Origin of the sequence: Fodinibius salipaludis (assembly GCF_002287075.1) — a bacterium.
Classification (GTDB): Bacteria; Bacteroidota; Rhodothermia; order Balneolales; family Balneolaceae; genus Fodinibius; species Fodinibius salipaludis.
Window position 1 is genome coordinate 60,717 of sequence record NZ_NSKE01000004.1, and the last position, 12,763, is coordinate 73,479.

The window sequence follows — 12,763 nt, forward strand, 5'->3', positions numbered from 1 at the left end:
TATTAAATTTCTTTTTTAACCGAAGCTGATTTCTGCGGATTTGTCGCGCGTCAGGTAATCTACAATAACGCGGGTAATCACAATCGCGCTAAATAATGATGCCACAATACCGGCCATCAGCGTAACCGCAAACCCTTTAATAGGTCCAACTCCAAAGCTATAGAGAATGATACCTACGAAAAATGTCGTGATATTTGCATCCATAATCGCACTCATGGCATTGGAATAACCGCCCTCAACAGCGGCACGAATCGTCTTACCGGCCCGTTGCTCTTCTCTGATCCTGTCAAATATCAGCACGTTGGCATCCACGGCCATACCAATGGTAAGTACAATACCCGCAATACCGGGTAATGTGAGTGTTGCCTTAAAGGCCGCCAAGATACCCAGTATAAAGATGATATTGAGCATTAACGCAAGGTCAGCGATAGCACCACCGGTTCTGTAATAAACCATCATAAAGAGGGCTACAATAATCAATCCAATAACCGTTGAGTAAAATCCTGCCTGAATTGATTCTTCACCAAGGGTAGCACCAACCGTGCGCTCCTCGACAATATCAAGCGGAGCAGGGAGAGCACCCGAAAGTAATATGTTAACAAGGTCTTCGGCTTCGGTGACACTTCCCAATCCCGAAATGGAAGAACGTCCGTTAGAAATTTTTGTCTCTACATTGGGATAGGAATACACGTATCCATCAAGAACAATTGCAATAGGCTTACCAATATTTGCCCCGGTAATGCGTGCCCAGCGTCGGGCACCTTCGGCGTTCATGTTCATCGATACTCGGGGCTGATTGGTAGCCTGATCAAAATTAACACTGGCTTCAGAAATGACATCTCCGGTCAGCTCTACTTCTGATCGAACACCGATCAGCTCAAATAATTCCTGTCCCTGTTCGGTTTCCGTAAAGGGTGTAGCTCCCCACATTAGCTCAACATTTCGGGGCATCAGCTCCTGCACTTCAGGACGCTGTAATAATTCATTCACCCGAGCAGTATCTCTACCGGTAGTATATCCAAAGGTATAAGGATTCTGACCCCGTGGGTTTAACACTTCAAGCAATGGATTCTGAGTTGCCCTCTGTTCAACGGTATCTGTAGTATCTGATGAAACCTGGTCGTAATAGCTTACCACACGATCTTTTGCGTTGCTGATTTGGTCCGGCTCTCCTACTAATCTAAATTCAAGACGTGCCGTACCCTTCAACAAATCACGAATACGCTGTTTATTAGATACCCCCGGAAGTTCAACCACAACGCGGTTATTTCCTTGTTTAAAAATTGCGGGTTCAGTTACTCCATAACGGTCAACACGCGATCGAATAATTTCCATCGCCCTGTCTACCGCTGATTCCCGCTGTTGAACTAAATACTGCCGTATTTCCTCATTTGTTGATCTCCGCGTGATATTTTCGGTATCAGAGCGATAGTAACGACTTAATCGACCATCCGGATTACGCTCTTCAAACAGCTGAACCATCTCCTCAATAAAATCGGTATCATTTTCGAGCGCACGCTGCTTAGCATCATCAATTACATTAATGAGTGTTGTATCAGCATTTTCGCCCGCTAACTCTTTTAGAAATTGTGCCGTACCAACTTCCAGTGTAACGTGCATACCGCCCTGCAGATCAAGCCCCAGCGACAATGAGTTCTGACGCAACTCTTGCAAACGTTGTGCATTTTCTTCTACATATTCAGCGCGCTCGGCTTCCGGCAAATCTTCAATATAATTTTGCTCCAACGTATTAACCACTGTCGGCCACAAATAATAGATAGTAAGCGCCAGAAAGGCGACAATAAATCCTATTTTAGTTCCATTACCTTTCATAATAAATCATTTTAAAAAATTAAGAATAGAATTTCGTTAAACTGTGAGATACTCGCTCATGCGAGAGATCACTAAAGAACAGAATATCCATGCTCAATTATGGAGCACCGATAGCAATCCCCTCGGTCATCTGTTGCATTGCCATCGTAAAAAACGCTCCAACATCGGCTGTCAAAACACCGATATCCCACAAGTATTCAGGGGTAAGTGATACGGTAGCCGCTGACCCTATCGCTCCCTTTTGATCAAGAACAACAGAAATTAAAGCTTTCGTAACTGACGGAATAGGAATCCCAGCCATAGCGTTACCGGTTTGAAATTGACTCCACTCAATTAGCAACAGCTGATAGAAGTGCATAGAAGCTGTTGATTCCGCAAAAGAAAAATCAAAGTTCTCATTGTTACTTTTTACAAACTGAGAAGCTTCTTTTATAAACTCATTCAAATCACCGGCTGACTTCCGAAGATCATCCAGTTCTTTTTGCAACCCAATACCATCAGAAGCTTTTACTTTGGTATCCAACCAACTCGCAAAGGCCTGCGACGAACGATTTACCTGAACCTGTTGCACCATATACAAGCCAATGCCTGTACATATCACAGCAATTACAGAAATACGAATGATATATGTGCGGAGTCGATTCATCAGTGGCAGAAAATAGGGAGAATGTAAGAACGGGACAAACCTTTTTCTGCTTTCCTAAAATCTCTTCAAAAAAAGCTCTATCGAGTAAAGAACCTACTAAATTATTGCTCCAGCCCCGGCTGATGCTTCCGAAAAAACATATCGTCAAGCCAGCCATAAAATATGGTAAGTATTATCGCGGCAAAGGTAGCAAACAAAATATTGCTCGAAAGAGGCATCTGCGAATAAAGCACACTTTCAAACAGCACTGTTATCAATATGCTCAGAACAACACAAATTGACAGACACTTTGCGAAAAAACTCATATAAACCTCCGATTTTTGTTAGAAGGATGTACGATATTATGTCGAAAGTAATTCAAGCTGCCAAATTTTTCGCGGATAACCTTATCTTCGATATACTTTTACGTTGCCGTCACTCTCTCTTGCTCCTCACGATCAAACTCTTCTTTTAGATACTGGCCCGTAAAACTGTCTTCCATCCGGGCAACCTCTTCAGGCGTTCCCTCGGCAATAATTTCTCCGCCACCGACACCGCCTTCAGGTCCCAGATCGATAATCCAGTCTGCCGCTTTGATGAGATCGAGATTATGCTCGATAACAATTACAGTATTTCCTTTGTCCACCAACTGCTGTACCACATCCACAAGCATACGCACATCCTGGAAATGTAATCCAGTTGTGGGCTCATCCAAAATATAAAGTGTATCGCCCGTGCCCACTTTGGCAAGTTCCCGAGCAAGTTTAATACGTTGCGCTTCACCGCCACTAAGCGTAGTACTGGGCTGACCCAATCGCAGATAGCCGAGCCCGACATCAACGAGCGTACCTAATATTCGATTAATAGCAGGTACCGAATCAAAGAACTCGTGCGCTTCACTGACCGACATATTTAGTACATCGGATATATTCTTGCCCTTGTAATAAATCTCGAGCGTTTCCCGGTTATAGCGTTTACCGTTACATGTTTCGCAGTCCACATACACATCCGGCAGAAAATTCATTTCAATCTTGCGAACACCATCACCATTACAAGATTCACATCGACCGCCCTTCACATTGAATGAAAATCGCCCCTGATCATATCCCCGAATTTTGGATTCCGGCAGCTCGGCAAAAAGCTTTCGGATATGATCAAAAACCTTGGTATAAGTGCCTGGATTTGAGCGCGGCGTGCGTCCGATCGGACTTTGATCCACAGAAATAATCTTATCCAGATTATCGATTCCATGCACTTCATCAAACGGAAGCGGAACCGATTTCGAGTTATAAAACTCCGTCGAAAGGATCGGCTCCAGCGTCTGGTTGATCAGTGAACTCTTTCCGCTACCACTTACGCCCGTAACGCAAATAAACTTACCGAGCGGTATATCCACATCCACTTCTTTTAGATTGTGTCCTCGCGCTCCTTCGAGTTCAACTGATTTTCCATTCCCTTCGCGACGGTCATCCGGATAAGGAACACTTTCCTCATCTTTCAAAAACTTGGCCGTCATCGAATCAGGATCGAGATCTTCAGGCTTGCCCTCGGTAACAATTTCTCCGCCGTATTCACCGGCACCGGGTCCCATATCGATCACGTAGTCAGCCGATTCAATGGTTTCGCGGTCGTGCTCTACCACAATCACACTGTTCCCCAGATCGCGAAGTGTTTCAAGCGAATTAATCAGTTTAATATTATCGCGCTGATGGAGACCAATACTGGGCTCATCCAAAATATAGAGCACGCCAACCAGCTGGGTGCCAATCTGGGTAGCCAGACGAATGCGCTGTGCTTCGCCGCCGCTAAGCGATTGTGCTTCGCGATCCAGCGTCAGGTAATTCAGCCCGACGTTAAGCAGGAAATCTACCCGATCGCGCACTTCTTTTAGTACCTGGCTGCCTATTTTTTGCTGACGCTCGGTAAGATCCAGATTGTTAATAGTATTCCGCAGCGTCGTAATATCCATCTTTACCAAATCATCAATGGTATAGCCATCAATACGATACGAAAGGGCCTCCTTATTTAGCCGACCGCCGTCGCATTCGGGGCAGTCAATTTTACTCATAAATGCCTTGGCCTTGTCGCGCTGCTTATTGGAGCTGCTCTCTTCATACTTTTCATAGATCATATCCCGCAATCCCTTGAAGGAGTGCTTGTATGTGACGTTATCATCGCGAAAATCGTAACTGACATCGTACTTAGTATCACCGCCCCCCTCAAAAAGCAGATCCATTTGCTCGTCGGTAAATTCCTTGATCGGCGTTTCAAAATCGAGTCCCGCCGAATCGAGTACCGCCTTTATCTGCTTGAAAGCAAAAATATCACGGGGCTCTCCAAAATACCGAATAGCTCCCTCCTCGATCGTTTGTTCTTTATTGGGGATCACCAAGTCGCGATTTACATCATAGGTATAGCCCAATCCATCACAATGTTGACAGGCACCGTAGGGAGAGTTAAAAGAAAACATATTGGGAGCGGGATCTTCGTACGCCAACCCGCTTTCGGGGTCAAAGAGATTCTGTGAATAGAGATGATCTTTAAATTCGACCTCCCCGTCTTCTTCTTTGGGAACGGCTAAAATTACATTACCCTCGGCCATCTCAAGTGCCAGTCGTACGCTCTCAGCAATACGTTTCTCACTCTTTTCATTAATCACAAAACGATCCACTACCACTTCAATATCGTGCTTCTTGTAGCGATCCACCTTCATATCCTCTTCGAGATCCAGGAATTCACCATCCACGCGGACTTGTACAAATCCCTGCTTCATCGTCTGCTCAAAAAGCTCTCTATAATGCCCTTTTCGTCCCCGTACCACAGGTGCCAGACAATAAGCCTTGGTACCCTCGGGCATACCCATAATGGTAGACACAACCTGATCGGCCGTCTGCTTTTCCATCTTATTCCCTGACTTCCACGAATAAGGTACGCCAACACGGGCATAGAGTAGCCGCAGGAAATCATAAATTTCGGTAACAGTACCCACCGTTGATCGCGGATTCCGGTTCGTTGTTTTCTGATCGATAGAGATCACCGGAGAAAGTCCGTCAATAAAATCAACTTCGGGCCGCTCCATCATCCCCAAAAACTGTCGGGCATAAGCAGAAAGGGATTCCAAAAATCGACGTTGGCCTTCGGCATAAATAGTATCAAAGGCCAACGATGATTTTCCCGAACCGGAAATACCGGTAATCACGACAAGTTCCTCGCGGGGTATATTAACATCTATATTTTGCAGATTGTGTTCGCGCGCACCGCGAATAACTATATTTTCTCGCAAAGGTAATCCAAATTTTTGGGTTCAATAAAACTTTAAAAGATAAGGATAAATCGTATCTTTTGAAGCCTACATTTGAAACTTATTTTTACTTTCGAAAACCAGAGTAGATAACGGAAAATACTGGCATTTCATTCATTAACTTATGCAGCAGCTTTCTATCGATTTAGCAGCTCTTTTCAAGTTTAGTTTTCAGCAGTACAAATCGTATGCGTCTTTTATTATTGGGGCTGTTCTCACCTTTATTGTTTTGGCCGTAGTTCCGCAGATTTACTTTATGATGCGAGCGCCCGAGAATCCCACTATGCAAACACAGTTTTTTTCGTTTTTATTAACGGCCGTTCAGCTGTTCTTAAGCCTTGGTTTTACTAAATTGATGCTAATGCTTGTACAAGATGCGTATGTTACCGTGGCGGATATGTTCAATAACTTTCGCATCTTTCTCAGTTATTTTGTTGCCAGCTTTATATACGGGCTGGCCGTTTCCATGGGATTGTTCTTACTTATTGCCCCGGGTATCTGGATCGCTATCCGATTTCAGTTCTTTCCCTATTTTATCATTGAAAACGGCGACTCTTCATTTACGGCTCTCCAGAAGAGTTATAATTTGTCACAAGACCTCCTCTTGGAACTCTTTGTGTTCGGAGTTGCAGTGGTATTTCTGAATCTTATAGGGGCCCTGCTGCTTGGAGTAGGTGTGATTTTTACCTATCCCTTAACAACAATGGCTACCGCTATCATCTACAGAAGCTTAATTGAGGAATCAGATACCATCCCTGCCAGCTCCTACCAAACCTGATAGGCTGGACTGTCCTTATAAAAAAGGAACATAGCTTCGCCATCAGAGTTATACAATAACAGACCATTTAACTAAAAAATTAGCAAAATATTACTATGCCAAGGATGATTTGGAAGGGCATTATTGTAGCCGGAATTGCCATATTTTTGACATCATGCAAAGCATCAGAACCTGCAGAGTCTGCCGAAGATTATTTATACCCCTATTTGGAAAATCAGGAGGTGGGCTTTTTAGATAGTACCCTTGAGAAGGAAATTGATCCCCAATTTAAGTTTGTTAACAACAGAATATGGCCTCACACCTTTTCCGAAGGATTAGCAGCCGTTAATTTTTTAGGGACAATTGGTTACATCGATCGGAGTGGAGATATCACCATCGAACCGCAGTTTGATTATGCCCAAGAGTTCAAAAATGGTGCAGCTTTAGTCCAAGATCACGGACAATACGGGTTTATCAACCGGGATGGTGATTACATTATTGAACCTCAATACCAAAACGCCGGTAATTTTAGCAATGGTCTGGCCCCGGTTCAACAGCACAAGAAAAGCAACTGGGGATATATTAATCAAAAGGGAGAGTTCGAAATCCAGCCTCAGTTCGAAATGGCGACTCCTTTCAGTGAAAGTCTGGCCCTTATACAAACGTCAGAACACAAGGAATGGGGATATATAAATCCCTCAGGTGAAATAGTGATCCCCGCAAAATATGAGCGGGCCAAATCATTTTCCGAGGGATTCGCACCGGTACAGTTGGGATATAAACAATGGGGCTACATAAACAAAAACGGTGCTGTCATCATAGATTCAAAATTTTTAGAAGCCCAACCGTTTTCTGAGAATAAAGCAGTTATTGCCATGCCGGTTGATAATAAAAACCTGCAGCAAAAAAAATACGGGTATATCAACAGGCAAGGCGATATTATCATTGAACCTATCTATGAAAAGGCCTTTTCATTTCATGAAGGACGAGCAAAAATTAAAGCTAACGGCAAATATGGATTCATTAATAAACGTGGGCAACTAATTGCAGATCCCATATATGATAACGCCTGGAATTTTAAAGGTGGGTTTGCCATGGTTAAGCTGGGCGAAAAGTACGGCTATATTAACAGGGACGGTGTTTTTGTACTGGAACCAATCAGCTAAAAGATTGGTTATTAGTCCTATCACAAGATTTAACACTCTATAACTTCTGACGATTGCTCCTATCCGTAATTTTCGGTAACCTTAGAGGTTTTATTAGAAGGACAAATAATCGCTCAAGAATTAAATGTACTCCAAAAAATCAGTGACCCCAGAAGCAGTAAATCCCAAAGACTGGTCTCCCCAATCCTGGAAAAAATTTCCGGTTAAACAACTTCCGAAATACCCGGACCAGGCAGCACTGGAGCAGGCTTATAATGAGTTACAAAACAACCCTCCCTTAATTACTTCTTGGGAAGTCGAAGCCCTGAAGAAAAAGCTGGCTGATGTCAGTGCAGGAAACGGTTTCTTGTTACAGGGTGGCGATTGCGCTGAAAGTTTTGCGGATTGTAAATCCCCCAAAATTGTGAACCTGCTCAAGGTTTTACTTCAGATGAGTTTCATTCTCATCCATGAGATGGAGACCTCTGTTGTACGGGTAGGACGTATTGCAGGCCAATATGCAAAACCGAGGTCACGTGATTATGAAATTGTTGACGGAGAAAAAATACACAACTATCGCGGTGATCTGATCAACAGTATTACTCCCACCGAAGAAGCGCGTAAGCCAGACCCCAAACGATTAATTGAGGGATATAACAAGGCTGCGCTTACACTCAACTTCTTGCGAGCACTCTCGGATGAAGGCTTTGCCGATCTGCATCACCCGGAGTACTGGGAACTCGATTTCATGAAAGAAAACGAGTACTACAAAGAGTATGAGGCCATGGTAAACTCCATACAGAAGGCAGTTAACTTTATGGAGACTATTACGCCTAATGAATTTAGCACGACCCAAAAAATTAATATTTATACCTCGCACGAAGGATTGAATTTATATTACGATTCGGCCCAAACTCAGCAAGTTCCTCGTCGTGAAGGCTGGTATAACCTAAGTGCCCACATGGTGTGGCTTGGAAACAGAACACGTGATCTGGGCGGCGCTCATGTAGAATACCTGCGGGGCATTCGCAATCCGATTGGAATTAAAATTGGCCCAAATTATGATCTGGATCATACCCTGAAATTGATTGAGCGACTGAACCCCACACACGAACAAGGGAAAATTGTGCTGATTACCCGCTTTGGAAAAGATGAGGTAGAAAACAGACTTCCCGATCTCATCAAAAATATTAAACATGAGGGCATGCCGGTAGTTTGGAGCTGCGATCCTATGCACGGCAATACGTTTAAGACAGATGAAAACGTCAAAACTCGTAATTTTGATGCCATTGTATCTGAAATCCGAAAGACCTTTGCTATTCACCGCGACCTGGGCAGCTATCTGGGCGGGGTGCACTTAGAACTTACCGGTGATAATGTTACCGAATGTGTAGGCGGTGCCAATGGTCTGCACGAGGGACAGCTTCACAAAAATTACGAAACCTATTGTGATCCACGTCTTAATTATCAGCAGAGTTTAGAAATAGCTTTCCTTATTGCTAAGGAATGGAATCAAAGCTACGGATAAATCTTGGCTATTTGTGAATAGTTATTCGGATTACTCCAAATAACGAATCTCCGAGGAACCATTCACAGAAATATTCTGCCACAAATACAGCGGGGCTGACGGTTTGACTAAGCTGTCTGTGACATTTTTTTCTTACCTGCTGACATCTCTGAAATTTTCGCGCCCCACTATGGCTGAATGACAGGCTTTTTTTACTTATAAGCCCTTGGTACAGCTCTTGCAGCTATAAAAGTGAGTTTGACTCAACAAATATTTTCAACAAAACTCACTTACGAGGTGTCTATTATGACTTTAATGAGATATTCCAAACCCAATAGAAACGCACTGGACAAAAACTTTTCAGACATCATGGATGAATTTTTCAATGATGTTGTAAACGATCAGCGCGGTAATTTTGTGCCCAGTATCGATATATCCGAAACAGAAAATCAGTTTTTAATTACCGCTGAACTTCCAGGTATGAATAAAGATGATATTACCATCAGCCTGGAAAACAGCCGATTGGCAATAAGCGGTGAACGTAGTTTCGAGAATGAAGAAAAAGGCAAAACATTCCATCGCGTTGAGACGAAGTACGGTTCTTTCGAACGCTCTTTCCAACTCCCGGACAATGTTGATGAGGAAAGTATTTCAGCAACCTACGAGAACGGATTGCTAAATATCAGCATTGACAAGAGTGAAGACAAAGTGAAGAAACAAATTCAAATTAGCTAACCGCAGCTAATAAATGATTCCCAATCCCGCGGAAGCTGTGATGAAACACAGCTTCCGCTTCTTTTTCCGATCAGTAACACAATAATTTACTACTCTCATATGTTTATTGAACTGTCATAAATTCAAACATTATTAATCTTGATCTAAACTGAGTTCATTATGGAAAAAATTCGTTCCTCTAATTTGCTATGGGCTTTTTTAGCTGTACTGATTGTTGGTTTTTATACTGTTGATTTACCGACAAACAATGCATCGGTACTTTCATTGCCTGGTTTTTCCTCCGATAAAAAAGTGAAGCAATCGGAAACGCCTCCCTCCAAAACCATTGGCAAACTGAATGATGCCATTGTTGATATCGCTGATAAATCAAAACAAGCGGTCGTAACCGTTAAAGTAACGCAAAAGGTAGAAGCGCGACCAAATCCTTTAAGCCAATTTTTTGGGAATCCGCGTCAACAACCTCAGGAATATCAACGGCGTGGACAAGGTTCCGGTGTTATTGTCTCTAACAAAGGACATATCTTGACAAACAACCACGTTGTAGAAAATGCCAGTGAGGTGGAAGTACAACTCTTCAATGATAAACGATATGATGCTGAAGTCATTGGTTCCGATCCTCTTACTGATATAGCGGTATTAAAAATTGATGCTGAAGAACTGAGTGTCGTAAAACTTGGAAACAGTGAACAATTACGAGTGGGTGAAATGGTATTAGCTATCGGTAGTCCACTTCAAGCAAGTCTGGCACACTCAGTATCTATGGGTATTGTATCAGCCAAAGGACGTTCAGTCGGCATTATCGAACAAGGAGCTGGATATGAAAATTTTATTCAAACTGATGCCGCCATTAATCCTGGAAATTCTGGTGGTGCTCTTGTGAATATGGATGGCGAATTAATTGGCATTAATACAGCTATTGCTTCACGCTCCGGCGGCAGTGACGGTATTGGCTTTGCTGTTCCAATCGATATTGCTAAAAACGTAATGAAGTCAATCATCGAAAATGGACGCGTTGTCCGGGGCTATCTTGGTATTCAAATGGGCGGTGAAGTGGATGCTACTATGGCAAAAGCACTCGGCCTTGACGAGGCTTACGGAATTATAGTTGGCAGCGTACCCGAAGACGGACCTGCAGCAAAAGCTGGTCTTCAGGAAGATGATATCATTCAAACGATCAATGGTGAACCAGTTCGGAGCTGGAGCTCACTGCGTACATCTATCGGTACCTCTCCTCCCGGCACTGATGTAAAACTTGAGATAATTAGGGACGAAGAAAAACAAACTATTACAGTTACATTGGGAGAACAACCCGAAGAAATGATGTCTGCTATGCAGCCGGGTCAGTCTTCAGAGCCTAATATGGAAAAGAAACTCGGCTTTAAAGTTGAAGAACTTACGCCACGTATTGCTCAGGAGCTCGAGCTCAGTCAAAATCAAGATGGCGTTGTGGTTGCTCAAATTTCCCGGCAAAGCGAAGCATACCGACAAGGGTTGCGTCGTGGCCATGTAATTACAGAAGTTAATCGTAGTTCAATCAGCAATAAACGAGATTTTATTGGTGCCATGAATAATATTGTTGAAAAAGAGAAAGAGGTGGCTTTGCTTCGCGTACTTTCGCCCAACGGCAATAGCCAACTTATCGCTTTTGAACTCTAACAGTTTAGCACAATCCCTGATAAAAAGCCCTCCGGTTCGCCGGAGGGCTTTTTTTATGACAAGCTGACGAGGTTCATCCTAATTTTTGACAAAACGTTAGCTTTTGGATTGTGGCACCTTATTTGCTCTATTATTAATGAAATTGAAGAAAAAGATCTATAATGGCACAATTTCATTATGGAATATAAAAACTACTACGACATACTCGGTGTTAGCAAAAATGCCTCTCAGGATGAAATAAAAAAGGCATACCGTAAGAAGGCGGCAAAATATCACCCTGATAAAAACCCGGACGACCCCTCGGCAGAAGAAAAGTTTAAGGAAGTCGGGGAAGCTTATGAGGTACTTAAAGACCCCGAAAAGCGTAAGCTGTATGACAAAGTTGGTAAAGACTGGAAAAAGTATCAGCGTGCGGGCGGATCTGCCGATGGGTTCAACTGGCAAGATTATGCCCGTCAACAAAGCCAAGGACGAGGTGGTTTTAGCGGCCAGCAAAGCTACCAAACAAACTTTGATTTGAATGACCTGTTTGGAGGGGGCGCTCAAAATCGAGGACGAAGCGGTGGCAGGGGCGGTGGATTTTCAAGCTTCTTTGAAACTATCTTCGGAGGCGGTGGAAATCCCTTTGAACAAGCCCAACAACAACGGTCACAAGGGCGACGATATCAGAGTAATACCCGACGAAAAACAAATAACGGGAAGCAAAATATTAAGGCCAATGTAACAATTTCACTCCAAGAGGCCTACGAAGGAACATCACGAACCCTGCGTGTTGGCGGAGAAAAAATGAAAGTAAAAATACCTGCCGGCATTGAAGACGGTCAACGCCTGAAATTAAAAGGCAAAGGCAATAGTGCACTTTCCAAAGGGTCTCGAGGAGATCTCTATTTAACCATAAACATTGATATACCTGAAGGATACGAACGCAAGGGCAGTAACATTTACTATGATCACCCCATTGATCTTTACACTGCCGTGCTGGGTGGAGAAACCGTGGTAAATACGCTGGCTGGGAAAGCCAAGCTAAATATCCCTGCCGGAACATCGAGTGGCAAACTACTCCGATTGAATGGTATGGGCATGTCTAAATTTAAAAACCCATCCAACAAAGGCGATTTATTTGTTCGTATCCAGATACAAGTGCCTGAAAAGCTCTCCAAGAAAGAAAAAGAATTATTCAAGAAACTGGCGGACAGTAAATAAA

General features: G+C 43.3%; 10 protein-coding genes. 6 read left to right on the plus strand and 4 right to left on the minus strand.

Going from position 1 to position 12,763, the window contains the following annotated elements; genetic code table 11:
* Positions 1 to 15: 15 nt before the first annotated feature.
* The 4 genes from secD to uvrA all read right to left on the minus strand — a co-directional run bounded on the left by secD (position 16) and on the right by uvrA (position 5,741).
* On the minus strand, positions 16 to 1,833 hold the full coding sequence (gene secD, locus CK503_RS06260; protein ID WP_095605943.1) for a protein translocase subunit SecD: 1,818 nt from the start codon (positions 1,831 to 1,833) through the stop codon (positions 16 to 18).
* Positions 1,834 to 1,930: 97 nt separating this feature from the next.
* On the minus strand, positions 1,931 to 2,479 hold the full coding sequence (locus CK503_RS06265) for a hypothetical protein (protein WP_141239894.1): 549 nt from the start codon (positions 2,477 to 2,479) through the stop codon (positions 1,931 to 1,933).
* Between the two features lie 101 nt (positions 2,480 to 2,580).
* Positions 2,581 to 2,784 carry a hypothetical protein gene (locus tag CK503_RS15985; RefSeq protein WP_141239895.1) on the minus strand — a complete coding sequence of 68 codons (204 nt, stop codon included), beginning with the start codon at positions 2,782 to 2,784 and terminating at the stop codon, positions 2,581 to 2,583.
* Between the two features lie 98 nt (positions 2,785 to 2,882).
* The gene (gene uvrA / locus CK503_RS06275; RefSeq protein ID WP_095605946.1) at positions 2,883 to 5,741 is read right to left on the minus strand and encodes an excinuclease ABC subunit UvrA; all 2,859 of its coding nucleotides are present in this window, start codon (positions 5,739 to 5,741) and stop codon (positions 2,883 to 2,885) included.
* A gap of 142 nt (positions 5,742 to 5,883) precedes the next feature.
* Here uvrA and CK503_RS06280 point away from each other — a divergent pair, with 142 nt between their 5' ends.
* The 6 genes from CK503_RS06280 (at position 5,884) to CK503_RS16325 (ending at position 12,762) form a co-directional block, all read left to right on the plus strand.
* Entirely contained in the window at positions 5,884 to 6,537 is a 654-nt protein-coding gene (locus tag CK503_RS06280) for a hypothetical protein (RefSeq protein WP_095605947.1), read from the plus strand.
* Between the two features lie 95 nt (positions 6,538 to 6,632).
* On the plus strand, positions 6,633 to 7,682 hold the full coding sequence (locus tag CK503_RS06285; protein WP_095605948.1) for a WG repeat-containing protein: 1,050 nt from the start codon (positions 6,633 to 6,635) through the stop codon (positions 7,680 to 7,682).
* 124 nt (positions 7,683 to 7,806) lie between these two features.
* Positions 7,807 to 9,189 (plus strand): 3-deoxy-7-phosphoheptulonate synthase class II, encoded by a 1,383-nt coding sequence (locus CK503_RS06290; RefSeq protein ID WP_095605949.1) that lies wholly within the window; start codon positions 7,807 to 7,809, stop codon positions 9,187 to 9,189.
* Positions 9,190 to 9,483: 294 nt separating this feature from the next.
* Positions 9,484 to 9,903, plus strand: a complete 420-nt coding sequence (locus CK503_RS06295; protein WP_255233348.1) for an Hsp20/alpha crystallin family protein — start codon at positions 9,484 to 9,486, stop codon at positions 9,901 to 9,903.
* Positions 9,904 to 10,062: 159 nt separating this feature from the next.
* A complete protein-coding gene (locus tag CK503_RS06300; RefSeq protein WP_095605951.1) occupies positions 10,063 to 11,559 on the plus strand; it encodes a Do family serine endopeptidase in 1,497 nt (498 codons plus the stop codon).
* A 177-nt stretch (positions 11,560 to 11,736) separates the two neighbouring features.
* Positions 11,737 to 12,762, plus strand: coding sequence for a DnaJ C-terminal domain-containing protein (locus tag CK503_RS16325; RefSeq protein WP_095605952.1), 1,026 nt, complete (start codon positions 11,737 to 11,739; stop codon positions 12,760 to 12,762).
* The last annotated feature ends 1 nt before the right edge of the window (position 12,763 follow it).